Origin of the sequence: Klebsiella sp. I138, from assembly GCF_051131765.1 — a bacterium.
Classification (GTDB): domain Bacteria; phylum Pseudomonadota; class Gammaproteobacteria; order Enterobacterales; family Enterobacteriaceae; genus Klebsiella.
Map to the genome: position 1 here is coordinate 2,802,214 of NZ_CP180447.1, position 25,306 is coordinate 2,827,519.

General features: G+C 55.8%; 23 protein-coding genes. 12 read left to right on the forward strand and 11 right to left on the reverse strand.

All coding sequences use genetic code 11. The features are described from left to right. Window positions 1-40: 40 nt before the first annotated feature. Together allS and mnmH are read left to right on the forward strand one after the other, a co-directional pair. Window positions 41-964 (forward strand): HTH-type transcriptional activator AllS, encoded by a 924-nt coding sequence (gene allS / locus ACMYSK_RS13080; RefSeq protein WP_434635941.1) that lies wholly within the window; start codon window positions 41-43, stop codon window positions 962-964. An 88-nt stretch (window positions 965-1,052) separates the two neighbouring features. Beyond that, entirely contained in the window at window positions 1,053-2,141 is a 1,089-nt protein-coding gene (gene mnmH, locus ACMYSK_RS13085; protein WP_434644087.1) for a tRNA 2-selenouridine(34) synthase MnmH, read from the forward strand. 112 nt (window positions 2,142-2,253) lie between these two features. On the opposite strand, the gene ACMYSK_RS13090 is transcribed toward mnmH, so the two are convergent. The 3 genes from ACMYSK_RS13090 to ybbA all read right to left on the reverse strand — a co-directional run bounded on the left by ACMYSK_RS13090 (window position 2,254) and on the right by ybbA (window position 6,678). Beyond that, a complete protein-coding gene (locus tag ACMYSK_RS13090; RefSeq protein ID WP_434635942.1) occupies window positions 2,254-3,399 on the reverse strand; it encodes a porin in 1,146 nt (381 codons plus the stop codon). A gap of 181 nt (window positions 3,400-3,580) precedes the next feature. Further along, window positions 3,581-5,995 (reverse strand): putative ABC transporter permease subunit YbbP, encoded by a 2,415-nt coding sequence (ybbP, locus tag ACMYSK_RS13095; protein WP_434635943.1) that lies wholly within the window; start codon window positions 5,993-5,995, stop codon window positions 3,581-3,583. Further along, entirely contained in the window at window positions 5,992-6,678 is a 687-nt protein-coding gene (gene ybbA, locus ACMYSK_RS13100; protein ID WP_434635944.1) for a putative ABC transporter ATP-binding protein YbbA, read from the reverse strand. The genes ybbP and ybbA overlap by 4 nt, the downstream gene beginning before the upstream one ends. On the opposite strand from ybbA, the gene tesA reads away from it, so the two are divergent. Genes tesA through ACMYSK_RS13115 form a run of 3 tightly spaced genes read left to right on the forward strand, consistent with a single transcriptional unit; the run spans window position 6,649 to window position 8,984 of the window. Beyond that, entirely contained in the window at window positions 6,649-7,272 is a 624-nt protein-coding gene (gene tesA / locus ACMYSK_RS13105) for a multifunctional acyl-CoA thioesterase I/protease I/lysophospholipase L1 (RefSeq protein WP_434644089.1), read from the forward strand. The genes ybbA and tesA overlap by 30 nt on opposite strands. Next, entirely contained in the window at window positions 7,262-8,071 is an 810-nt protein-coding gene (locus ACMYSK_RS13110; protein WP_434635945.1) for an SDR family oxidoreductase, read from the forward strand. Before tesA ends, ACMYSK_RS13110 begins: the two co-directional genes overlap by 11 nt. 58 nt (window positions 8,072-8,129) lie before the next feature. Then, complete coding sequence (locus ACMYSK_RS13115; protein WP_434635946.1) at window positions 8,130-8,984, forward strand: tetratricopeptide repeat protein; 855 nt, start codon at window positions 8,130-8,132, stop codon at window positions 8,982-8,984. Between the two features lie 135 nt (window positions 8,985-9,119). Here the strand turns inward: ACMYSK_RS13115 and fetB are convergent, their stop codons facing one another. Together fetB and fetA are read right to left on the reverse strand one after the other, a co-directional pair. Then, window positions 9,120-9,902 (reverse strand): iron efflux ABC transporter permease subunit FetB, encoded by a 783-nt coding sequence (gene fetB / locus ACMYSK_RS13120; protein WP_434635947.1) that lies wholly within the window; start codon window positions 9,900-9,902, stop codon window positions 9,120-9,122. Continuing rightward, entirely contained in the window at window positions 9,889-10,566 is a 678-nt protein-coding gene (gene fetA / locus ACMYSK_RS13125) for an iron efflux ABC transporter ATP-binding subunit FetA (RefSeq protein ID WP_434635948.1), read from the reverse strand. The genes fetB and fetA overlap by 14 nt, the downstream gene beginning before the upstream one ends. Before the next feature lie 139 nt (window positions 10,567-10,705). Between fetA and ACMYSK_RS13130 the strand changes: the two genes are divergently transcribed. Continuing rightward, on the forward strand, window positions 10,706-11,623 hold the full coding sequence (locus ACMYSK_RS13130) for an SPFH domain-containing protein (RefSeq protein WP_434635949.1): 918 nt from the start codon (window positions 10,706-10,708) through the stop codon (window positions 11,621-11,623). Then, window positions 11,620-12,084: an NfeD family protein gene (locus ACMYSK_RS13135; protein ID WP_434635950.1), complete on the forward strand. Its 465-nt coding sequence runs from the start codon at window positions 11,620-11,622 to the stop codon at window positions 12,082-12,084. Before ACMYSK_RS13130 ends, ACMYSK_RS13135 begins: the two co-directional genes overlap by 4 nt. Here ACMYSK_RS13135 and cueR read toward each other — a convergent pair. Beyond that, a complete protein-coding gene (gene cueR, locus ACMYSK_RS13140; RefSeq protein ID WP_434635951.1) occupies window positions 12,081-12,491 on the reverse strand; it encodes a Cu(I)-responsive transcriptional regulator in 411 nt (136 codons plus the stop codon). The two genes, ACMYSK_RS13135 and cueR, sit on opposite strands and share 4 nt — an antisense overlap. Window positions 12,492-12,783: 292 nt before the next feature. Here cueR and ACMYSK_RS13145 point away from each other — a divergent pair, with 292 nt between their 5' ends. The 5 genes from ACMYSK_RS13145 (at window position 12,784) to copA (ending at window position 19,688) form a co-directional block, all read left to right on the forward strand. Next, window positions 12,784-14,178 carry an MFS transporter gene (locus ACMYSK_RS13145; protein ID WP_434635952.1) on the forward strand — a complete coding sequence of 465 codons (1,395 nt, stop codon included), beginning with the start codon at window positions 12,784-12,786 and terminating at the stop codon, window positions 14,176-14,178. Between the two features lie 106 nt (window positions 14,179-14,284). Then, window positions 14,285-15,322, forward strand: a complete 1,038-nt coding sequence (locus ACMYSK_RS13150) for a LacI family DNA-binding transcriptional regulator (RefSeq protein ID WP_434635953.1) — start codon at window positions 14,285-14,287, stop codon at window positions 15,320-15,322. 10 nt (window positions 15,323-15,332) lie between these two features. Continuing rightward, window positions 15,333-16,316, forward strand: a complete 984-nt coding sequence (locus ACMYSK_RS13155) for a nucleoside hydrolase (RefSeq protein ID WP_434644092.1) — start codon at window positions 15,333-15,335, stop codon at window positions 16,314-16,316. A 61-nt stretch (window positions 16,317-16,377) separates the two neighbouring features. Further along, window positions 16,378-17,091, forward strand: coding sequence for an MgtC/SapB family protein (locus ACMYSK_RS13160; RefSeq protein WP_434635954.1), 714 nt, complete (start codon window positions 16,378-16,380; stop codon window positions 17,089-17,091). Window positions 17,092-17,186: 95 nt separating this feature from the next. After that, complete coding sequence (gene copA / locus ACMYSK_RS13165; protein WP_434635956.1) at window positions 17,187-19,688, forward strand: copper-exporting P-type ATPase CopA; 2,502 nt, start codon at window positions 17,187-17,189, stop codon at window positions 19,686-19,688. 93 nt (window positions 19,689-19,781) lie between these two features. Here the strand turns inward: copA and ACMYSK_RS13170 are convergent, their stop codons facing one another. From ACMYSK_RS13170 to ACMYSK_RS13190, 5 genes are read right to left on the reverse strand one after another with little or no spacing between them, the layout of a single operon-like run. Beyond that, entirely contained in the window at window positions 19,782-20,963 is a 1,182-nt protein-coding gene (locus ACMYSK_RS13170) for a phospholipase D-like domain-containing protein (protein ID WP_434644095.1), read from the reverse strand. 58 nt (window positions 20,964-21,021) lie between these two features. Continuing rightward, window positions 21,022-21,669 carry a MotA/TolQ/ExbB proton channel family protein gene (locus ACMYSK_RS13175; RefSeq protein ID WP_434635957.1) on the reverse strand — a complete coding sequence of 216 codons (648 nt, stop codon included), beginning with the start codon at window positions 21,667-21,669 and terminating at the stop codon, window positions 21,022-21,024. Window positions 21,670-21,688: 19 nt separating this feature from the next. Further along, window positions 21,689-23,929, reverse strand: coding sequence for a TonB-dependent receptor family protein (locus tag ACMYSK_RS13180; protein WP_434635958.1), 2,241 nt, complete (start codon window positions 23,927-23,929; stop codon window positions 21,689-21,691). A gap of 36 nt (window positions 23,930-23,965) precedes the next feature. Next, window positions 23,966-24,694 carry an energy transducer TonB gene (locus ACMYSK_RS13185; RefSeq protein WP_434635959.1) on the reverse strand — a complete coding sequence of 243 codons (729 nt, stop codon included), beginning with the start codon at window positions 24,692-24,694 and terminating at the stop codon, window positions 23,966-23,968. Window position 24,695: 1 nt separating this feature from the next. Continuing rightward, window positions 24,696-25,103 carry an ExbD/TolR family protein gene (locus ACMYSK_RS13190; protein WP_434635960.1) on the reverse strand — a complete coding sequence of 136 codons (408 nt, stop codon included), beginning with the start codon at window positions 25,101-25,103 and terminating at the stop codon, window positions 24,696-24,698. Between the last annotated feature and the right edge of the window lie 203 nt (window positions 25,104-25,306).

Sequence of the window (25,306 nt, forward strand, 5' to 3'; positions counted from 1 at the left end):
AAAATCAGCGGTGAATTATTAAATTACGAGGAGAGTTGCAATGCTTGATCCCGAAACACTACGCACATTTGTTAGCGTCGCGGAGACCGGCAGCTTCTCCAGAGCAGCGGAAAAGCTATACAAAACCACCGCCACCATCAGCTATCGCATTAAGCTGTTGGAAGATAACACTGGCGTGGCGTTATTTTCTCGCACGACGCGCAGCGTCCTGCTCACCCCTGCCGGAATGCACCTGCTGGCACAGGCCAGAGAGTGGTTAGGGTGGATTGACAGCATGCCTGGAGAATTGCAGCAGATAAATGACGGCGTCGAGCGTCAGGTCAATATTGTCGTTAATAACCTGATGTACAACCCAAAGGCAATCGCTCAGTTACTTGCCTGGCTCACTCAACGCTATCCCTTTACGCAGTTTCATTTTTCGCGACAAATCTATATGGGAGTCTGGGATACGCTGCTGCATGATGACTTTTCGCTGGCAATTGGCGTTACCGGAACTGAAGCTTTATCGGAAAATATTGCAGTTAAACCACTGGGTGAAGTGACCTGGCTCTTCGTCATGGCGCCGCATCATCCGCTGAGCCAACAAACAGATCCTTTATCGGAAGCGCAACTGCGTCGTTACCCGGCGGTAAACATTGAAGATAGCGCCCGCAGGCTAACGAAGCGCGTTGCCTGGCGTCTGCCCGGACAGAAAGAGATTATCGTCCCCGATATCGAAACCAAAGTCACGGCGCATATTGCTGGCGTAGGCATCGGTTTTTTACCCGAGCCACTATGCCAGCCGCTCATCATGCGCGGTGAATTGATTGCCAGAAAAATTCCAGCGATGCGCCCGCCGTCCCCCCTGAGTCTTGCCTGGCGCAAAGATCACCCAGGTAAAGCGGTACAGGATATCGCTTCGCTGTTTAGCCATTCAGCCCCAGAAATTCAAGGATTTCTGGCACTATTCAATGATACGCCGTGAAAAATCAACTCTGCATACCGCTCACCGCGTACAATAGGCAGATTATCGCGTGGGGATACGCATCTCGATTGATACAACGGTTTACATGATGGAATTAGTGCAGTCACAACAAAATATTCGGGAGATTCTCGCCAGTGATACGCCACTCATTGACGTCCGCGCCCCGATCGAATTCCGCCAAAGCGCACTGCCTGCAGCACTGAATCTGCCGCTGATGGACGACGAAGAACGCGCTGCCGTCGGCACCTGTTATAAACGTCAGGGAGCGGAAGCGGCATTGGCGTTGGGACATCGATTAGTGAGCGGCGAGGTTCGGGAAAGCCGCATCGCCGCGTGGCGCGATGCCTGTTTACGTTACCCGCAGGGCTATTTGTGCTGTGCCCGGGGCGGTCAGCGTTCCCACATCGTGCAGCGCTGGCTGCGTGAAGCCGGAATCGAATATCCGCTGATCGTCGGCGGTTATAAAGCGCTACGCCAGGCCGCCATCCAGCTCACCGAAGAACTGGTGCAACGCCCGATAGTGCTGATCGGGGGTTGCACCGGCAACGGGAAGACCCAGTTGGTCTGCTCCCGGCCCGACGGTATCGACCTCGAGGGGCTCGCTCACCATCGCGGATCCTCGTTCGGTCGGACCTTGCGCGAACAGCACGCTCAGGCAACGTTTGAAAACCACCTGGCCGTGGCAATGTTGAAAAAAGCCGGGCAGCATCACCGCTGGTTACTGGAAGATGAAGGACATATGATCGGCGCCAATCATCTGCCGGAGCGTCTGCGTGAGCGAATGGCGCAATCGCCGCTGGCGGTGGTAGAAGACCCGTTTGAGATCCGTCTGGAGCGCCTGCGGGAGGAGTATTTTGATCGTATGCACCGGGATTTTATGAGTGCTTACGGCGAAGAAAAAGGCTGGCAGGAGTACAGCGAATATCTGCATCACGGTCTGTTTGCCATTCGCCGTCGCCTGGGGCTACAGCGTTTTGCCCAGCTCACCGCCCTGCTCGACGAGGCGCTGGCAGAGCAGCAACGTACGGCGAGCACCGACGCGCATTTTGCCTGGCTGGTGCCGCTACTCAAAGAGTACTACGACCCGATGTATCGCTATCAGTTGGGTAAAAAAGCGGAAAAAATTATCTTTCGCGGAACCTGGCACGACGTTGCGTCCTGGCTGGAGAAACAATAACGGCCTCCTGAGGCGGTGCTCACGCGCCTTTCCAGGCTGCCCGGCCCTCAGGACGACAGATCCCCACGCAGCGCATGTCTGAAATAAACGGCGCTGCGCGGGGTGTTATCGCTTAGAAGTCGTAGCGCAGACGTACCAGGTTCATATCACCCAGGTTGTCAGTGCTGGACGTAAAGACGTGTTCATAGTCAACACGGAAACCATAATCCAGCTGGAAGCTGATCCCCAGACCGTTATCAATACGCTGATAGTTACGGCCATTCACATATTCCAGGCGATCGCCCATAAAGTACGGCTGAATAGTTTTCACCGCATACTGGCCAATCGGGAAGGTATAACCGGCGAAGTACTCAATCCCCCAGGCATCCCCGGCGAAGTAGTCATTAACATCGGTTTTTTTGGTGGTCAGGAAGTTCTGATACCAGCCGCCGCCGAAGGAGAAGGTCCAGTTATCCGGTTTCCAGCTCAGCGCCGTACCGAGGATATTCTGGTTATAGGTTTTATTGTCTGACGTTGACGGATCGCGCATCTCGGCGCGGGTATAGTTCCACGCGGTCCCCCATGTCAGGTCTTTGGTGATGTGATAATCCACACCCACAGAGCCGCCGCCTTTACGCTTATAGCGCAGACCGTTGCCCGGCAGATATTCATTATCTTCAAACAGATACGATGCATAAAGGTCAACGTCGCCTGCTGTTTTCTTATACTTCAGCATATTACGGGAACGGTACGAACCATCGTAGTCACCGTTGATCCCGTTACCCGGTGCCTGGGCGACCATGTCGTAATCCCAGATATCGGTTTTCGCCCCGACCACATCGTAGTAAATACTGTTTTGCTGACCGTAGGTTAATGTCCCCCAGGTGTCGCTCTTCAGCCCGGTATAGAGCATCCGGCGGGTGGTATTGTTAGCGCCTTCAGCATAGTGGTTATCCCAGTCAAACAGCGCCGGAATATTCACCCCCAGCTCGTAGTAGCTGATCCAGCTAATATCATCAAACAGATAATAATCAGCGGCGAAGCGGAAACGGGTCCCGCCATCAAAACCATTACGCTTATATGAGCCTTTATCGCCGTCGCCGGACATCATGTTGAACTGCGGACGAATACTCCCGCCGACGGTAAAGTTCAGCCGGCTCAGCGGATCGCCGGCCTGCGGGTCCTGTTTCAGTAACGTAATCTCAGCCTGGGATGCGAAAGAGGTTAACGCCAGTGCTGCGCCGATCGTCATCGCCAGCGCTTTTATTTTATGTGCCATGCTTTTTCCTTGAGTAATAAGCAACCTTATAGTTTCCAGTTGAATATTAACCGTGATTTGGCATGACGTGTTGTCGGGTTTTTAATGTTTAGTGCTGTTAAAAATCAGTGAGTTATCATTTTGTGCGCTTAAAAAAAACGCGACGGAGATTTCCCCGTCGCGTCATCAAAATGCAAAAAAACTAGTGGCTGAACTGGCGGAACAGCGCCTTGCCTTTTAATAAGCGCAGCCCCAGCCAGCCGCCGCATAACGACAGCAGAAGCGCACCGCACAAGGGGAGCATCACCCACAGTCGCCAGTCGGGCGTCCACGGGAAATCAAAGACTTTGGTTTGCAGCATCGCCAGCGCGACCTCCGCACCAATCGCGGCGACAATCCCGGACACCACGCCAAGCAGCGCAAACTCCGCCCACAGCGTGGTACGCAGCAATGATTTCCCGGCCCCCAGCGTACGCCAGACCACCAGCTCCTGATAACGCTGACGCATCCCTACCTGAACCTGCGCCAGCAGCAACAGGATGCCGCAGGCGGTCACCAGCACCACCATCACCTCCAGCGCCCGGCTGACCTGAGTCAACACCTGGCCCACCTGACGCAGAATGGCACCAATATCCAGCAGGCTGACCGTGGGGAACTCGCGGTTAAGCTGGGTTAGCAGCGCATTGCCGTTATCCCAGCGGAAGCTGGTCAGCCAGCTCTGCGGCTGTCCGTCGAGCGCATTCGGCGGGAAGATAAAGAAAAAGTTTGGCCGCAGGCTCTCCCAGTCCACCTTCCGCACGCTGGTTACCTTCGCGCTGAACTCCTGGGTATCGCCGGTGAAGGTCACGCTATCGCCGAGCTTCACCCCCAGCCGCTGGGCCAGCCCCTCTTCAATGGACACTTCCCCGGCTTCAGGCGGCCAACTGCCGGCCACCAGCGGGTTATGATCCGGCCGCTCGCTGCGCCAGGTCAGATTCAGCTCACGGTTCAAAGCCTCATCTTTATTACTCTCTGCCGCCTGGCCGTTAATCTGCGTCAGGCGTGCGCGGATAATCGGGTAAAATTCGGTCGCCGTCACATGATGCCCGGCAAGGAACGCTTTCACCGGGGCGACCTGCTCCGGCGCGATGTTGATCAGGAAGTAATTGGGGCTTTCCGGCGGCAGCTGCTGCTGCCAGCGATCGAGGAGATCGCCACGCAACACCAGCAACAGCGCCAGCAGCATAAACGACAGTGAAAACGCCGCCAGCTGGCTCAGGGTCGACCACGGCTGACGCAGCAGACGGTTCACCGCCAGACGCAGCGGCAGCGCCTTCAGCGTCACCCTCTTGAGTATCCACAGCAGCCCCCAGCCCAGCACGCCGCACAGCAGCGCCAGCACCACCGCGCCAGCCAGGACCGCCCACAGCAGCGGACTTCCACCCATCAGCCACGCCAGCAGAATAACCACAATCGCGCACACCAGCGGGATATAGAACTTCAGCGGCCAGACGTTAGCGACGATATCCTGCCGTAGCACCCGCAGCGGCAGGGTTGCCAGCAGCAGGCGATAAGGCCGCAGCCCCATCAGCAACGAAATCACCACCATCGCGCCGATAGCCCACAGCCACGGCCAACCGCTGGCTGGAGGCAATGCCACCGGGAGCACCGGTTTCAGCATAACCAGCAGAATCTGTTCCAGACCTACGCCCATCGCCCCGCCGGCTACCGCCGCCAGCACCAGCAGCAGCAGCCACTGACCAACGATAAGTTTACGCAGCTGCGCGCGTCCGGCACCAAGCGTTTTAAGAATAGCCACCAGATCGTAGCGGCTGCGGCAGTAATGGCTCATGGCCACCGCGACTGCCGCCACTGCCAGAAGCAGCGTAAGCAGCGCGGAAAGCAGTAAAAACTGCTGCGAGCGCTCCAGGGATTTACCTAAGGCGCTGTCATCCTGCTCCAGACCAATCCAGCGATGTTCCGCTCCCAGCCTGGGCAGCAGCCACTGTTCATAGGCCGCGAGCTGCGGTGCGGTACCGGCAAATTTATAGCGCCACGAGACGCGACTGCCTGGCTGTATAGCTCCCGTCTTCGCCACGTCGGCGGTATTCATCATCAGCCGGGGCGCCATCTGGAACGGGTTAAACCCGGCATCTGGCTCTTGTATCACCTCACCGGCAATGCGCAATGTGGCATCGCCGACGTCCAGGGTATCACCGGTCTTTAAATTCAGCAGCGCCATCAGACGTGGGGCCAGCAGCACGCTTCCGGCCTGCGGTTTCAGGCCCGGCGGCTGGGTGTCCAGCTTGCCGTAGATCGGATAGGTATCGTCAACCGCCTTCACGTCCGCCAGCTGCGGCGTATCGCCGGCAAAGGTCATGGTAGCAAAGCTCAGCTGTTCCCCAACGGTAAGCCCGAGCCTGCGCGCCTCGTCAATCCATGCAGCAGGCACCTCGCGGGAACTACGCAGCGTCCGGTCCCCGGCCATAAACTCGCGACTCTGCTGACTAAGTCCCTTTTCCATCCGGTCACTTATCGACCCCAGCGCCAGCACGCAGGCTACCGCCAGGCTCAACGCCAGCCAGACAATCAGCAGCGAGGGCGAACGCCATTCGCGCCAGAACCAACGGGCAATCATGCTTCCTCCCGCAGTTGACCGTCCACCAGACGCAGCCGCCGATCGCAGCGTGCCGCCAGCAGCGGATCGTGAGTAACGAGAATCAGGGTGGTGCCGTGCTCACGATTGAGCGAGAACAGCAGGTCGGCAATTTTGTCGCCGGTATGGCGGTCAAGATTACCCGTTGGCTCGTCGGCAAACAGCAGCTCAGGCCTGCCGTTAAACGCGCGCGCCAGCGCCACGCGCTGCTGCTCACCGCCGGAAAGCTGTGCCGGCAGATGGTGAAGGCGTTTACCCAGCCCAAGCTGTTCCAGCAATGCCCGGGCACTGCCCCGGCTTTGATTATCAGTCTCGCCCCGGAGCAGCGCCGGAAGCTCGACGTTTTCCAGCGCATTGAGGGTTGGAATCAACATAAACGACTGGAAGACAAAGCCAACATGCCTGGCTCGCAGTCGCGCCCTCGCCTCTTCATCCATCGTGTGCAGCGGCTGGCCGAGTAAGGAAACCTCGCCGCTGCTGCCGTCGTCCAGCCCGGCGAGTATCGCCAGCAGCGTGGATTTCCCCGATCCCGACTCGCCAATCAAGGCGATGGTCTGCGCCGGTTTGACAACCAGCTCAACTCCGGTAAGGATGGAAAGCTGATGCTCTCCCTGACCGACGGACTTCTTAAGATGATGAACTTCAAGTATGTTTTCCGCTGGCATTTGCCTTTCCTGTTTCTGATTTTTTTTGCCTGCCGCACCATGGCAGCAGACAAGCTATTAGTTCTTGGCGATAGCCTGAGCGCCGGCTATCGAATGGCGGCCAGCGCCGCCTGGCCTGCGCTACTCAATGATAAATGGCAGGCCACGACGCCGGTGATCAACGCCAGCATCAGCGGCGACACCTCGCAGCAAGGGCTGGCAAGACTGCCAGCCCTGCTCAAACAGCACCAGCCGCGCTGGGTGCTGGTCGAACTGGGCGGCAACGACGGGCTACGCGGTTTCCCGCCGCAGCAAACAGAACAAACCCTGCGCACCGTTATTCAGGATATCAAAGCGGCCAACGCCCAGCCGTTGCTGATGCAAATTCGCCTGCCCGCGAACTATGGCCGTCGTTATAATGAAGCCTTTAGCGCCCTGTATCCGGCTCTGGCCAAAGAATTTGATATTCCTCTGCTGCCCTTTTTTATGGAAGAGGTCTATCTGAAACCTCAGTGGATGCAGGATGATGGTATTCACCCCAATCGCGATGCCCAGCCTTTTATTGCCGACTGGATGGCAACCCGGCTGGCTCCCTTAGTTAATCATGACTCCTGATTCTCAGGCGTCGCTTGCAGGTAAAGTTATGCAAAAATCGGTTTTAATAACAGGCTGTTCCAGCGGTATTGGTCTTGAAAGCGCACTCGATTTGAAACGCCAGGGCTTTAACGTCCTGGCCGCCTGCCGTAAAGCAGACGATGTGGCGCGGATGCAGGAACTCGGGCTGACCGGTATTTTGCTGGACCTTGACGATCCGCAAAGCGTTGAACGCGCCGCTGCGGAGGTCATCGCTCTGACCAACAATCGCCTCTTCGGCCTGTTTAATAACGCCGGATACGGTGTTTATGGCCCGCTCCCCACCATCAGCCGTCAGCAAATGGAAGCGCAGTTTTCCGCCAACTTTTTTGGCGTACACCAGCTGACGATGCTCCTCCTTCCGGCCATGGAGCCGCACGGTGAAGGCCGTATCGTGATGACCTCCTCGGTGATGGGGATCATTTCCAGTCCCGGTCGCGGCGCCTACGCGGCCAGCAAATATGCGCTGGAAGCCTGGTCCGATGCGCTGCGTATGGAGCTGCGCTACAGCGGCATTAAGGTCAGCCTGATTGAGCCCGGCCCCATCAGCACCCGTTTTACCACCAACGTCAACCAAACGCAGCGTGATAAGCCGGTGGAAAATCCCGGTATCGCCGCCCGTTTTACCCTCGGTCCGGAGGCGGTGGTGGAAAAAGTACGCCATGCTTTTACCAGCGATAAACCGAAACTGCGCTACCCGGTGACGCTCGTCACCCATGCGGTAGCGTTGCTCAAACGCCTGCTGCCGACGCGACTAATGGACAAAATTATCCAGGGCTGAGTTGAAGCTCCGGCTGCCGCCCCCATGTATACCCAAAATAGACTAAAGAGATGCGCTCATGTCAGTACAGAATATTATCAATATTACCGAAGCTAACCTGCACCAGACGCTGGAGCAATCCGTTACTGCGCCGGTGCTGTTTTATTTCTGGTCAGCACGCAGCCAACACTGCGAGCAGCTGACACCGGTTCTGGAAGGGCTGGCTGCGCAATATAACGGGCAGTTTACGCTGGCAAAAGTGGACTGCGACGCAGAACAAATGCTCGCCTCGCAGTTCGGCCTGCGCTCCATCCCGACGGTTTATCTGTTCCAGAACGGGCAGCCGGTAGACGGTTTTGAAGGTCCGCAGCCGGAATCAGCTATCCGTGCGCTGCTGGATAAAGTCCTGCCGCGTGAAGAGGAGCTCAAAGCTCAGCAGGCGCTGGCGTTGATGGAAGAGGAAAATTATCTTGAAGCGCTGCCGCTGCTCAAAGATGCGTGGCAGCTGTCGAACCAGGACAGCCAGATTGGCCTGCTGCTGGCGGAAGCGCTGATCGCGCTGCAACGCTCTGATGAAGCCGAAACGGTGCTGAAAGCCGTCCCGATGCAGGATCAGGACACCCGTTATCAGGGGTTGGTCGCACAGATTGAGCTGTTAAAAAAGGCGGCTGATACGCCGGAAATCCAGCTGCTCCAGCAGCAGGTTGAGCAAAACCCGGAAGATGCAACGCTGGCCGCTCAACTGGCCCTGCAGCTGCACCAGGTTGGCCGCAACGAAGAAGCGCTGGCGCTGCTGTTCAGCCACCTGCAGAAAGATTTAGGCGCCGGTGACGGCCAGGTGCGCAAGTTGCTGCAAGAGGTTCTTGCCGCGCTCGGAACCGGTGATGCGCTGGCCGCGAAATACCGCCGCCAGCTGTACTCGCTGCTGTACTGATCGTCACGCCCCGCACTTCTTCCCGGTGGCGCTTCGCTGACCGGGCTACGCGTCTCATCCTGTAGCCCGGACACTGCCCGGAATCATCGCCCCTGTAGCCCGGACTGGTGCGCAGCACCGCCTCCGGGGCACACGCTAAGAGCGCTTTTTCAACTGCGTCACCACCAGCTGGTGGCGGGCGTTAAAGAATTTACGATAAGTCAGATACCCGGCGATGATCGTCGACAGGCTGGCGGTCGACAGCAGCATAAACGTCACCATAATCTGATACTTAATTGCCTTCACCGGATCAATCCCGGCGAAAATCAACCCTGACATCATACCGGGCAAACTCACCAGCCCCACCGTTTTGGCCGAATCAATAGTCGGAATAAGCGATGCGCGAATACTGTCGCGAATTAACCCGGCGGCCGCCATTTTCGGCGTTGCCCCCAGGCTAAGCTTCTCCTGAATTTGCTGCTGCTCGCTGTTAAAGCGTTGCCCCATATTGTTGTAGCACAGCCCGACCGCCACCATCGCATTCCCGGCAACCATCCCGGCAATCGGAATCACCTGCATCGGCACAAAAGCAATGGAGCCGGAAAAGACCAGCACCGCCAGCGTCAGCCCGGCACCGGTCGTTATGGCAATAAATGACGACAGGAAGGCCTTATCGATATATTTGCTGCGCTTCTGCGCATTCCACGCCGCGTTAAAGCAAATAAACAACACCATGAGCAGCGTCAGCAGCGCGTGATTGACATTAAAGATATATTTCAGGACGTAGCCGACAATAATCAGCTGCACCACCGCCCGACAAATACTCCAGACGATATCTTTTTCCAGCGCCAGCTTTTCCCGGTAGCTCACGATTATCGCCACCAGTACCAGCACCATCGACAGCGCCAGCGATTCGTTGGTAATATTATGCCCGTTCATGAGACACCTCCTGCACGCTGCCACTCGCAGGCTGCAACGTAATCACCTCATCAGCATGAGCAATTTCATTATGATCGTGGGTGACCCACAGCACCGCAATATTTTTTTCCGTCACATAGCGATGAATAATATCGTTAACATTTTGTTTATTGCTTTCGTCCAACGCACTGGTAATTTCATCGAGCAGCAATACCTGTGGCAAAAACTGCAAATTACGGATGAGTGAAACCCGCTGTTTTTCTCCACCGGAGAGCTCGTTGATTGATTTTTCCAGCGTATTTTCAGCAAGACCAACGCGTTGTAAATCGGCGATCAGCGCGTTAGGGTCCGGTTTTTGATGGCGGATCTGCCACGGAAAAATCAAATTGTCATAAACCGAGTAACCAAACAGCGCCGGGGTCTGCGCGCAGTAGGATACCTGCTGGCGGTAGGTCTCCGGCGATAGCGCAGTAATATCCCGATCTGCAAAATAAATCTGTCCCGTAGTGGGGCTCAGCAGCGAGGCGATAATTTTCAGCAATGTGCTTTTTCCGCAGCCGGAAGGACCGGTAATCAGCTTAAATTCCCCGGCCCGGAGCTGAAGATTTATATTATTAAGAATAACCGTCTCGTCGACCTGGAAGCCGACATTCTCAAGACGCAAAATAGCGTTATTTTCCTTCATTATTGTTCCACTTTTTTCCTACAACCCGGCTAGTTTACTCCAGTTTCCTTTCGCCTGGATGAGGAGAAAGATATACTCAATTTAAACATGCGTCATTTTATCTGACGCGTCATCAGGCAATAAAACAGGAGGTTTTTTGATGCTGATTTTTATCCCTGTACTCATTTTCGTCGCGCTGGTTATTGTGACCGCCGGCGTAAAAATTGTCCCCCAGGGCTACCAGTGGACCGTTGAGCGTTTCGGTCGCTATACCATGACGCTGCAGCCGGGCTTAAGCCTGGTGGTGCCGTTTATGGATCGCATCGGTCGTAAGATTAATATGATGGAGCAGGTGCTTGATATTCCTTCCCAGGAGGTCATTTCCCGCGACAACGCCAACGTCACTATTGATGCGGTGTGCTTCATCCAGGTTATTGATGCCCCCAAAGCGGCCTATGAGGTCAGCAATTTACAGCAGGCCATCGTCAACCTGACCATGACCAACATTCGTACCGTCCTTGGCTCGATGGAGCTTGACGAAATGCTCTCCCAGCGCGACAGCATTAACACCCGCCTGCTGCATATTGTCGATGATGCGACGAACCCGTGGGGCGTTAAAATTACCCGCGTCGAAATTCGCGACGTGCGCCCGCCGGCGGAGCTTATTGCCTCCATGAACGCACAGATGAAAGCCGAACGAACTAAGCGTGCCTATATTCTCGAAGCCGAGGGGATACGCCAGGCTGAAATTCTGAAAGCCGAAGGGGAGAAGCAGTCGCAGATCCTGAAAGCGGAGGGGGAACGCCAGTCGGCATTCTTGCAGGCCGAGGCCCGCGAGCGTTCTGCGGAAGCGGAAGCGCGTGCCACGCAGATGGTCTCCTCAGCCATTGCCAGCGGCGACATTCAGGCGATTAACTACTTTGTTGCCCAGAAATATACCGATGCGCTGCAGAAAATTGGCTCTGCTAACAACAGCAAAGTGGTGATGATGCCGCTCGATGCCAGCAGCCTGATGGGGTCAATCGCCGGTATCAGCGAGCTTATTAAAGAAGGTTCTGGCGAACGGAAAAAATCATGATCGCGCTCATTCTCGCCCATCCGCATATTTTCTGGCTGAGCCTCGGCGGGCTGCTGCTGGCGGCGGAAATGCTGGGCGGCAATGGCTACCTGCTGTGGAGCGGCGTCGCCGGCGTGGTCACCGGGCTACTGGCCTGGGCCCTGCCTTTTGGTTGGGAGTGGCAGGGAACCTTGTTTGCCGCATTGACCCTGCTGGCCGCCTGGCTGTGGTCGCACTGGCTGCGCAGGCAGGTGGCGCGCCAGAAACCGGCTGACGCGCAGCTCAACCAGCGAGGGAAGCAGCTGATCGGCCGCGTCTTCACCCTGGAAAATGCGCTGGTCAACGGGCATGGTCACGTGCGCGTCGGAGACAGTTCATGGCCGGTGATGGCCGATGAAGATCTTGCCGCAGGCAGCCACGTTGAGGTGCTGGCCGTCGAAGGTATTACGCTGCGGATCCGGGCCGCGGCGCCGCGACGCTAAGCCTGTGCCTTGCGATGGCAGCAGCCGGATAGGTTGTCGATAATCGGGCAGTCTGCGCCGTCATCGCCGGGACAGGATTCTGCCAGCGCCAGCAGATGCGTGCGCATATTTTGCAGCTCGCTGATATGGCGTTCAATATCCGCAACTTTTTCCAGCGTTCTGCGCTTAACATCCGCACTGTGCCGCGACGGGTCGTTAAACAAAAAGATCAGTTCGCGGCACTCTTCAAGATTAAACCCGACCTGACGCGCCTGGCGCAGTAAGGTCAGCTCATCCAGATGCCGCTGGCTGTAGCTACGATAGCCATTTTCGCTACGCAGTGGCGGCGTAACCAGCCCCTTCTCCTCATAAAAACGGATTGCTTTACTGGTTAAGCCGGTTTTTTTTGCCACATCGCTGATATTCATTTTTCCTCCGCCGGTTGACCGCCTACAGAGCATCATTATAACCCACTTCCCTCCATCGCCTACCGCTCGATACCTTAGAATCCCCCTCCTTTCACCGTAGTGCGTCCGGGGCATCATTTTCTGTAACAATCGACTGTTATAAGTGATCGCTTTCGCAGTTTTGACTCTTTTAACTTTTAATTCTACGCGGGTAGATTTATTAATCTGCGAGAAAAATACAATATCTACGCGAGTAGAACACGAAGAGTTAAAACCTGCGGCTTTTGCCGACAGCTTACTTCAAGGAGTTCTTATGAACACGCATTCATCCTCTGTTCCCCTGACTGACGGCCAGCAGGCTGCCCAGGAGCGCCTGGAAACCCCTGAGGGGCGCCGCGAATTCTGGCGAGCGACATTTTCCTGCTGGTTAGGTACGACGATGGAATATGCCGATTTTGCCCTCTATGGGCTTGCCGCCGGTATTATCTTTGGCGATGTCTTTTTCCCGCATGCCACCCCTGTCATGGCGCTTCTCTCCAGCTTTGCCGCCTATTCCGTTGGTTTTATTGCTCGCCCCATCGGCGCGTTGCTGTTTGGCTGGATAGGCGACCGCCACGGGCGGAAAATTGTCATGGTCGTCACCATCGGTCTGATGGGATTCTCAACCATGTTAATCGGCTTAATACCCAGCTACGCCCAGATTGGCGTATGGGCACCGGTGTGTCTGGTTATTCTGCGATTCTCTCAAGGACTGGGGGCCGGTGCAGAACTCTCAGGCGGCACGGTGATGCTCGGTGAATACGCCCCTGTGAAGCGCCGCGGACTGGTCTCTTCCATTATTGCTCTTGGCTCCAACAGCGGCACTTTACTGGCCTCTCTGGTCTGGCTCATCGTCTTGCAAATGGACAAAGATGCTTTGCTCAGCTGGGGATGGCGTATTCCCTTCCTTTGCAGCATTCTTATCGCCGCAACGGCGCTTTTCATTCGCCGCCATATCCGTGAAACACCGGTCTTTGAGCGTCAAAAAGCGCTTCTCAAGGCCGAACGTGAAAAATCGTTGCGCCGCGGCCAGGAACTGAAACAGCACGACACCCGCAGCTTTTGGCGGCGCACCCGTGCGTTCTGGACGATGGTCGGCTTACGCATTGGTGAAAATGGCCCGTCCTACCTCGCTCAGGGCTTTATCATTGGCTATGTCGCCAAGGTTCTGATGGTTGATAAATCGGTCCCGACGGTGGCGGTATTTATCGCGTCGATTCTGGGGTTTGCCATTATTCCACTGGCGGGCTGGCTTTCCGATCGCTTCGGCAGACGCATCATCTATCGTTGGTTCTGTCTGTTACTGATCCTGTACGCGTTTCCGGCCTTTATGCTTCTCGATTCCCGCGAGCCGTGGATTGTTATCCCCACTATTATTACCGGCATGGGGCTCGCTTCGCTGGGTATTTTCGGTGTCCAGGCAGCCTGGGGCGTTGAGCTTTTTGGCGTGACAAACCGCTATACCAAAATGGCCTTCGCCAAAGAGCTGGGCTCAATTATGTCGGGTGGTACTGCGCCGCTGGTAGCTTCGGCGTTGCTCTCGTTCTACGGACACTGGTGGCCGATCGCAGTCTATTTTTCACTGATGGCCGCCATTGGTCTGGTGACGACCTTTTTCGCCCCGGAGACGCGCGGACGGGATCTCAATTTACCCGAGGATGCAATTTGAGCGAGGAGAACGATGGATGCGCGTTCTTTACCAAAGATTTTTGGGTTACAACACCTTATGCTGTGCAGAAAAGAAAATGCTCTGAACTCAACCAGGTAGGTGCCCCGTGACCCAATCACATTCACATTCACAACGCGTAACACGTTCCGATGTCGCAAAAGAGGCGGGTACATCTGTCGCTGTCGTGAGTTACGTGATTAATAACGGTCCGCGCCCGGTCGCTGAAGCGACTCGACAGCGCGTGTTGCAGGCGATTAAGAAAACCGGTTACCGGCCCAATGGTATCGCCCGCGCTCTGGCCTCGGGGAGCACGCAAACCTACGGGCTGGTGGCCCCGGACATCTCGAACCCGTTTATTGCCTCCATGGCGCACGCCCTGCAGCGTGAAGCGTTCGCTGACGGTAAAGTTCTCCTGCTGGGGGATGCAGGTGACAACAGCGGACGTGAGCGTGAACTGATCAACAACATGCTTAATCGCCAGGTCGATGGTCTGATTTATACCAGCGTTGACCGGCATCCGTATATTGAACTGATTGAGCAAAGCGGCACGCCCTGCGTGATGTTGGATCGCGTCGATGCGGGATTAAACGTCAGCGTTATTCAGGTGGATGAACAGCTGGCGGCCTGGCAGGTGACAAAACATCTTATCGATCACGGCTACCGCGATATCGGCATTATCTGCGGCCCGCGTGAAATGCTCAACACCCAGGATCGTATTCGGGGATGGCAGCTAGCGCTGGAAGAATCGTCGCTCGCAGTCACCCCGGCCTGGATTTTTTCAACCAACTATACGCGGGCTGGAGGCTACGAAGCGACAAAGCGAATGTTGCAGGGTAAGCCTCCGCGCGCGCTGTTCGCCACCAATGAGCAGCAAGCGCTCGGCTGCTTACGCGCGCTGGCAGAACACGGGCTGCGAGTTCCCCAGGATGTGGCGCTGGTCTGCTTTAACGCAACACAAGAATCGGCTTACAACGTCCCTTCTTTAACGGCCGTCCGCCAGCCCGTAGACAAAATGGCCCGGGCGGCGATAGACATGCTGAAAAACTGGGATGGGAAAGTTCGCCGCGTTGAATTTGAGTTTTATTTACGAGTGGGAGAGTCGTGTGGCTGCCAGGGACATGAAGTACAACCTGAGACAAGATGAAAATAAAACCATGCGCGTGATTATCGACTGCGATCCAGGGAATGGCGTTCCGGGTGCCAATATCGATGACGGTCTGGCACTAGCCCTGGCGATTGCCGCACCGCAAATCACCCTGGAAATGATCACTATTGTGGCAGGCAATACGCCGGTAGAAACTGGCTACGCCGTCGCCAAAGGCCTCGTCCAGCAGTTAGACATTCCCGTACCGGTCTATCGCGGCGCCGCCCGAGCCCTCAGAGAAGACCCGCAGCCCTGGCGCGAAAAACTCGATCATGGCGTGGATCGCTCTGGTTTACGCCAGCTTTGGTCGGACGTCCCCACCCCGCCTACGTACCAGGCCGTGCAGCCTCTGGCACCTCAGGCCATCGGCGAGCTAATCTGCAACCATCCCGGCGAGATAACGCTGATTGCCACCGGGCCACTCACAAATGTAGCGATGGCGCTGCAACTCTATCCCGAAATCGTTCATAAGGTTAAAAACATCGTGATCATGGGAGGAGTGTTCAACGTTGCGGGCTATATAAAGGACACAAACTTTGGTTTGGATCCTGAAGCAGCACACGGTGTACTTACCAGCGGTGCGCCTATCACACTGGTTCCGATGGATGTCACCACGAAAACGCAAATGCTCCATAGCGATCTGGATCGTCTGACGGCGGTAAAAAACGCGCTGAGTTGTTATCTGGCCCAGACTATTCGTCCGTGGATCACCTACTCGATGCAGACCCGCAACCTGCCCGGCTGTTGGATCCATGATGCTTTAACCGTTGCCTGGTTACTTGATCCGACTATGGCGACGACGACAGAAGATTACCTCGACGTCTCCCTGGAAGGTATGACTCGCGGTATGACCTGCCGCTATGGGCGTGACGGTCTGCGCCTGGACGTCGGCATTCCCGAGCCGCAAGGCGCGACAATACGCATTCTCGAAACTATCGATAACAACCATCTTCTGGCGCTGCTCGAACACTATATTCACCGGTACAGCGCCTGACATTCCAGCGCTGGCAAGAGGAATATCAGGTGCTTCGCGGGCAGTTTTTTGCGGAGGAAAAATGAATACGTTGGCGGTCATCTTATCCGGCGCAGGGGAATCTATTTTTATTACGCTATGCAAAATTGGCGTGGCTTTTATTCTTGGCGGCATCATTGGCCTGGAGAGAGAATCAAAAGGTAAACCGGTTGGCTTTAAAACCTGCGTGATTATTTCCGTGGCCAGCTGCGTCCTGACGATCGTCTCGATCCAATCAGCAGAGTATTACGCTGAGATCTCCGCCAATATCCGGAGCGACCCGATGCGCCTGGCGGCACAAATCATCAGCGGCGTCGGATTTCTCGGCGCGGGCGTGATCCTCCACCGCCGGGATGATGCAATATCCGGGCTGACGACAGCGGCAATAGTATGGGCTTCCGCAGGAGTAGGCATTACCAGCGGCGCCGGTTTTTATCTTCATGCCCTTCTCGCCACGGGATTATTCCTGCTGGCAATCAAGCTCAGTTATCTCGTCATCTTTTTACAAACTAAAAATCAGTCACCCGGTAAAGTGAAAATACGCATCATTCTTGATGAAAAATCTGGTCTGAAAACCCTAATAGAGGGTATTACCCAGCAAAAAAACATTATCGAAACCATCACGATTCGCGATGTCAAAAAAGGAAAAATAGAGGTCAACCTCAAAGTGATCGTTAGAAAAAAAATGACCTTACCCGAACTGTACAGCCACCTTTCCTCTCTGGAACATGTCTGCGCGATTGCGCTGGAACACTAATAACACCCACCTCAAACAAACGCCTTGACCTTCCCCTTGCTGGAAGGTTTAACCTTTATCACAGTTAGCTCATCCACGTAATAAAGGAGTTTGTTATGTCACAAACTATCGACCTGACGCTCGACGGCCTTAGCTGCGGTCACTGCGTCAAACGCGTCAAAGAGAGTCTGGAACAGCGCCCTGACGTTGAACAGGCAGATGTCACCATCACCGAAGCACACGTGACCGGTAGCGCCAGCGCTGAGGCGTTAATCGACACTATCCAGAAAGCCGGATATGGCGCGGAGCTCAGCCACCCAAAGGCTAAACCGCTGGCAGAATCAACAATCCCGTCGGAAGCACTGACAGCGGCCTCTCCTGAGCTTCCGGCAGCCCATGACGAAGATGACAGTCAACAGCTGCTGATCAACGGCATGAGCTGCGCCAGCTGTGTCTCCCGGGTACAAAACGCGCTCGCCGCGGTGCCGGGAGTGGTACAGGCACGGGTCAACCTGGCGGAACGCACTGCGCTGATTATGGGCAGCGCGTCCGCCGCAGAATTAGTTCAGGCGGTGGAGAAGGCAGGCTACGGCGCAGAAGCGATCGAAGATGACCTGGAACGCCGCGAACGTCAGCAGGAAACCGCCATCGCCACCATGAAGCGCTTTCGCTGGCAGGCGATTGTCGCCCTGCTGGTGGGTGTGCCGGTCATGGTCTGGGGGATGATCGGCGACAACATGATGGTCAGCGATGATAACCGTTCGCTGTGGCTGGTTATCGGTCTGATTACCCTGGCGGTGATGGTCTTTGCCGGTGGCCATTTCTATCGTAGCGCATGGAAAAGCCTGAAAAATGGCACCGCCACCATGGATACGCTGGTAGCGCTGGGAACCGGGGTGGCATGGCTCTATTCCATGAGCGTTAACCTGTGGCCGCAGTGGTTCCCGATGGAGGCCCGGCATCTCTACTATGAAGCCAGCGCAATGATTATCGGCCTGATTAACCTCGGTCATATGCTGGAAGCCCGCGCCCGCCAGCGCTCCTCAAAAGCACTGGAAAAACTGCTCGACCTGACGCCGCCGTCGGCGCGGGTTGTCACCGAGGAGGGTGAAAAAAGCGTACCGCTGGCCGAGGTTCAGCCGGGAATGACCCTGCGTTTGACCACCGGTGACCGGGTTCCGGTTGATGGCGTCATAAGCCAGGGAGAAGCCTGGCTGGATGAAGCCATGCTGACCGGCGAGCCGATTCCACAACAGAAAACAGATGGCGACACGCTCCATGCGGGCACCGTAGTCCAGGACGGCAGCGTACTGTTTACCGCCAGTGCCGTCGGCAGCCAGACGACCCTTGCCCGGATTATCCGCATGGTGCGTCAGGCGCAAAGCAGCAAACCGGAAATCGGCCAGCTGGCGGATAAAATCTCCGCCATCTTCGTGCCCGCCGTAGTGGCTATCGCTCTGTTCAGCGCCGCAATCTGGTACTTCTTCGGGCCGGCACCGCAAATTGTCTACACTCTGGTGATCGCCACCACGGTGCTGATTATCGCCTGCCCTTGTGCTCTGGGCCTGGCAACGCCAATGTCGATAATCTCCGGCGTCGGTCGCGCGGCGGAATATGGCGTACTGGTTCGCGACGCCGATGCGCTCCAGCGTGCCAGCCAGTTGGATACGATTGTCTTTGATAAAACGGGCACCCTGACCGAAGGTAAACCGCAGGTTGTGGCGGTGAAAACCTTCGCCGGCGCCGATGAAGCCACCGTGCTGCGCCTTGCCGCCGCGCTGGAACAAGGCTCCAGCCACCCGTTGGCGCGGGCAATTATTGAGAAAGCCGCCGATAGCCAGCTGCCGATAGTCAACAACTTCCGCACTCTTCGCGGGCTGGGCGTGAGCGGCGAGGCCGAAGGCCATACTCTGCTGCTCGGCAACCAGGCGCTGCTCAATGAGCAAAAAATCGCCACCGCGGCCGTGGAAAGTGAAATCGCTATTCAGGCATCGCAGGGAACGACGCCGGTGCTGTTGGCAGTCGACGGTCAGGCTGCTGCGCTATTCGCCATTCGCGACCCATTGCGTAGCGACAGCGTCACCGCACTGGCTCGTCTGCACCGCCAGGGCTATCGTCTGGTGATGTTAACCGGGGATAACCCAACGACCGCCAACGCTATTGCTAAAGAGGCGGGCATCGATGAAGTTATCGCCGGCGTGCTGCCGGACGGCAAAGCCGATGCGATTAAACGTCTACAAAGCCAGGGGCATCAGGTGGCAATGGTCGGTGACGGCATCAACGATGCGCCGGCGCTGGCCCAGGCCGATGTCGGGATTGCGATGGGCGGCGGGAGCGACGTTGCCATTGAGACGGCGGCCATCACCCTGATGCGCCATAGTCTGAACGGCGTGGCGGATGCGCTGGCGATTTCTAAAGCCACGCTGCGCAACATGAAGCAGAACCTGCTGGGCGCCTTTGTTTACAACGCCCTGGGGATCCCGATTGCGGCCGGGATCTTATGGCCGTTAACCGGGACCCTGCTTAACCCGGTGGTAGCCGGAGCAGCCATGGCGCTTTCATCGATTACCGTAGTCAGCAACGCAAACCGGCTCCTGCGCTTTAAGCCGAAATCATAAACCGGGAAGTATCCCGGAACACAGTCATCCTGTATTCCGGGCTACCTGACCGCAATGACCCTGTAGCCCGGTCAGCCAACGCTACCGGGGGATTTAGTGCTCACGGCCCGGATGCGGAGTCGGATAATCAAAATCAATCTTTATCGGCTCCGCATAACGGCTGTTCCACAGCTGGTCGTAGAGCGCGTCTATTCGCTGCGCCATTTGCACATTATTCAGCACCAGCTCAAGGTTGCGCGAATTATCGAAGTATCCCCCACTCCAGTTACTGGTGCCGACCCACGCCGTCGCACCATCGATGGTCATCAACTTGCTGTGAACCACCCTGGCATACGGGATAAACCCAAGGCTGGCAGGAGGAATCGTCACCACCTTCAGCTGAACATTAGGCACCAGAGAGAGGCTCTTTAACCAGAATACATCCGGTTTTTTCAGATTCCAGTCGGCGACCATCAGTTCAACCTGCACCCCGCGAGCTGCCGCGCTACGCAAGGCGTTATCAACAGGAGCATAAAAAGGACGGCTCCCCTTTTCCCCCCACGATAGCGGCGCGTAGTCCATCACCTGTACCCGGATCCGCGACTTCGCGTTATCCAGCAGGCGCGGGAGTTCAACTTGTGAATCAATGACCCCTCGCGGGTTATAATCGCGCGGGCTGGCCACCAGATAATTCCCGTGCGGAACCGAATCAGGAGCCTGCCAGGCCAACTTCGGCACCGGCTTATCCTCCGCAAGCAGGGCCTGTGCCTGCCAGTCCTGCTCGAAAATAGCCTGAATTTGCCGTACCGTTTGCGCATCGCTGATGCGTAAACCGGTTTCCTGAATCTGTTCCAGCGCACGCCAGTCAAAATTCTGGCTTCCCACAAAGGCTTCTTTGCCATCCACCAGCAAATATTTGGCGTGGACAATACCGCCGGTCAACTGGTGAAACGGAATAATACGCAGTTCAAGGTTCGGGATCGTTTTCAGCGCGGCCAGCGTGTCTGGCGTTGAAAGATCAACGCCCTTCTTCTCCATCAGAAAGCGAATTTTCACCCCGCGCGCTCCGGCGGCCCGCAGATGCTTCAGCACGCCGTCTAGCAAAGAGCCTTTTTCATTCGCCACATAAAACTGCGCCAGATCGATATGGCTCTGCGCCGCGTCAAACATCTGCTGCCAGACCTCTGCCGCATTGCGCAGGTCATTATCCTGTAGCGTGGTTTCCTGCGGGGCGTTGTACACCAGTTCGTAGCCCGGTATGGAGAATTCCGCCAGCGCCGGCAGACTTAACAACATCCAGCCGCCCGCCAGCCCGTTAATCAGGCGGCCTCCCGGCCGCGCACGTCGACGATGCTCAGGCATAGCGCTGCGCCTCGCTGCCTTCCCAGCGGCGGTTACCCTGCTCCGGGCGGCTGACCGGACTTCCGGCACGAATAAGCAGCACCTTCAACAGTTCATTAATGCGCTCCATACGGCTCTGCAGGTAGTTATTGCCCATCAGACACAGCAGCGCTATCGCGATCCCCAGCCCCGTCGCGTACAGCGCGGTACCCATTCCGGCGGAAACCATGCTGGCATCAGAAACACCAGAAGCAGAGAGTGCCTTAAAAGTATCCATAATCCCCAGAATCGTCCCCAGCAGCCCCAACAGCGGCGCGGCGGTCACCACGGTTTCAAGCATCCACAGCCCTCGCGACATCTGCGGTTTACTCAACAGATACTGAGCGTCAATCAGGTCGCTCATCGCTTCCCGGTCTTCCGCCACCAGCTTTTTCTCCAGCACTGGCTGAATAATGGTCAACGGCAGGCTATTGCGCCCGGTCAGCGATGCCGGCAGGTCCGCCACGCGGCGGATGTCCGGCGTCAGCGCTTTCTCAAAGCGCAGAGCCTGTCGCTGAGCCCACGAAAAGTAGAGTCCGCGTTCAACCAGTATCACGACGGCGATCGCCAGCGCAGCATACATGACGTAGAAAATAAGGTCGTGAATCAGATTGGCATCCATCAAAGTGCCCTCCGGTTAGTTAAAAGGTTGCTTCCAGCGAAACGCTAAAGGTGCGCTCTTCGCCGACGTTGTAATAGGGGGTGCTGGCCTTCACGCCGTCGTAAGGCGCCGCGTTAAAGGTCGTCGAACGTACTGAGGTCAGATACTCTTTATCGAACAAGTTATCGATGCCAAAACGTAGGGTGGCGCTTTTAACAATCTTTTTGTCCACCGGCAGATGAACGCCCGCGGCGACGTCAAATACCGTGCGACCACCGATTTTTTCGTCGTTGGTCAAATCGCCGTAGAACGAACTGACATATTTGCCACCGAAGCTGCCGTAATAGAGGCCATCGTCATAGCCCAGCGACATGTTGATCATATTTTTCGGTACGTTAGGCACCGTTTTGCCCGCCGTTGGCAGCGGATTACCACCGTTGCTGACAATGTCGTCCTGCTGTTCGGAATGGGTATAGGTATAAGAGGTGTAGTAGTTGAAGTTGTACGGCAGCTTACCGCTCCACTCCAGCTCCATGCCTTTACTTTCGACGCTACCGATATTCATCATTTCGTAGTCACCGTCAGCGTTGGTGGTCGAAATCTGACGGTCGGTATAGCGCATATAGAAAAGCGTCGCGCTCATTAGCATATCTTCACGCTGGAAACGCCAGCCCAGTTCATGGTTCCAGCTCAGCTCTGGTTTGGTGCTGATGGAGTCGCCCACGTTGTAGAGCACATAGTTGGGCGGCGTACGCATGTTGCGGGTCAGGTTGTAGAACAGCTGGTTTTCCATATCCGGCTTATAGCTGATGCTAAAGTTCGGCAGAAATTCATGGTAGGTGGCCTTACGCTTTTCCGGGGCGTTATACAGGCTGCCTTTGTTATCACCAATACGTTCAACGTACTGATATGCAAGCCCTCCCACCAGCGTCCAGTCAGGTGTGACAAACCAGGTATCCTGCAGCCATACTTTTTGCGCCGGAGTAATGGTGTACTGGTTACGACCCTGCACCGTGTTGCCGTTGGCATCTTTTACCTGATCGGATCCTCCAGGTGTGCCGGAGACGTTCGCGGGGTTGCCATCATCCTGAATGCCGATAAACGGCTGAGTCTGCGACTGGCGCGCACGCTCATACCAGTAGCCGACATCGAGGCTGTGCTCGTCGTTAATATCCCACTTCAATTTCGTGGTGACGCCCGGTCGCCAGGTCTGAGTCCATGAAGGCCGATAGTAAGTATTGGAGCTTAAGTTGCTCAGATCGTACTGCCCGGCTTTATCGGAGGTGTTAGAGAGCACCGAGGCCGTTTGACCGGTAAAGCTACCGCCGTTACCCCAGTAGTAATAGGGCTGAACGGTCAATGCGAGGTTATCGCGCAGCTGCAATCGCTGTGAGAAAGAGAGTGTGAAGGTTTCAAACGGGTTACGGTTGAGCTTGTAGTATTTGCTCAGTTGACCTTTGTTGTTATAGACCGGCGTGGTCGAGTAATCCTGACGCGGATCTTCTTCGAACTGCGCTTTGCTTAAGGTATTGTAATTGCTGTTATCCTGACGGTTATACTTCATGATCAGATTACTGCTGTTGCCGTTACCATCCTCGTACAACGAGTTCATTTCGAACTTATCGGAATAGTTACGCCCTTCCCCACGCCATTTTTTGGCTTCAGTGTGCGAGTAAGAGAGCCAGTTGCTGAAACCGTTATACTCACCGGTTTCCAGACGGGCGAAAGTTTTACTGAGATTATGGCTGCCCAGAGTTTGCTTGACGAAGCCGCCGAACGCCTTTGACGGGCGCTTAGTGACGAGGCCGATGTTACCGCCGCTGGAGCCGATATGCGGACCGTCAGCTTCGGAAGAGCCCTGGGTGACAAAGATCTGCTCAAGGTTTTCCGCATCACCTAACAGGTTGGGATAAACCGCGTAGTTACCCGAGTCGTTAATCGGAATGCCGTCCATCGACAGGCCGATTTGATCCGAGTTCATCCCACGCATGGTGTAGTCGATACCGCTCAGGCCACTGGCATCATTGCTGTTGACGTTCATCCCCGGCGTATACTTGAGCATGTCGATGGCATTGCTGGCACCGGGCGCTTTCTCCATCGCTTCTTTCGTCAGGGTGGAGCGCGCTTTACTGCTGTCTTCCTGCACCATCAAACCGCCGCCGAGCGATTGCCCTTTGACGTTAATCTCACCAACATCGCTGCTTTCCGCTGCCAGCGTTGAACCCGATAACACTGCCGATACCACAGCTAACGCAATCCCAGAGTAATTAAACTTTTTCATTTCTTTTCCTATCAAAAACAAATGATTAAATAGGCTTTATGGCGCCTGATAATTAAACGTCGCGGTAAATTTTTTGGTTCTTTGTCCGGCAAAAGCTTCTTCAGGGAAGGGCTTCAGCTGGCTGATACTTTGTAAGGAGCTGAGCGCAGCGCGATTGAGCAACATGCTCGGGGCCTTGTTGGCAATACCGGAGGCCAGCACCCTGCCGCTGCGGTCAACTTCCAGCCAGACCTCAACATTGCCCTGCGGGCGCTCCAGCGAAGCCTGCCGGCCGCTCGGGTAGCGTTTACGCTGCTCCAGCTCACGGCGCAGCGCCTGCAGATAGCCGTTTTCCACCGCCTGCGCGTTGGCTTTCGGCGCCGGGGGAGCCGGCTGCGTAGCGGGTTGGCTCACCGGGCTGCGTACGACGGCGGGCTGCGGTGCCACACGCGTCTGCGGCTTCGGGGCTTTCTCCTGAACCGGTTTTGGCTTTGACTTCGGCTTCACAACCGGTTTGGCCTGGATGATGGGTTCCGGGGCAGGAACGATGGGTTCAGCTATCGGCTCCGGCTCAGGTTGAGGTTCCGGCGGTGGTTCAGGCTGCGGCTCCGGGACGGGCTCTGGCTGCGGTGGTTCGGGTTCGGCCAGCGAGAGTTCCATCACTGCATCGTCGTAATGCGGTTTCACCTGCAGGACCGCCTGCTGACTGACGAACAGTAAACATCCGGCGATGACTAATGCGGGTAGCCAGCTAACAAGGTGACGTGAACGATAAAGCAGATACATATCACTGCTTCCGTGTCGCGATAGAAATGGAAAAGAAACCGCCCTGACGCAAGGTATCCATCACCGCAACCAGGCGTTCCACTGCGACCTCTTTATCGCTGTTCACGATGATGGTGGTGGTTTGGTTTTCCTGCTGCTGTTGCTTAAGGGTATTGACCAGGGCATCAAGGACCAGCGCCTGACCATCAAGCTGCAGCTGGTCACCGGCACCGAGGGTGATAATGGCTTTTTTCTGCGGTTTAAGCTGCTGGGCGCTGCTGGCCGATGGCAGCTGGGTTTTCAGGCCTAAAGCCGGGATCACATTCAGGCTAATCAGGACAAAGAAAACCAGTAAAAACATCATCACATCGATCATCGGGATCAGTTCGATATGGGCTTTATTCTTTTTAGGCTCACTCCAGTTACGCATGACACTTCCCCCCCAAAAATTGAAGGGGCCAATATAGAAGCACTTTGTTTATTTTTCGTTACAGTTTTTTTATTTTATTATCACAATTTACTTTATTTTGAGAAAAAACTCCCATTCCTCAGCGCATGATCAAAAGTCATCTTGTTGATATAAATAGACAAAATTATCAAAACGTCGTTGCGGAAATAAACAGACAAAACGAA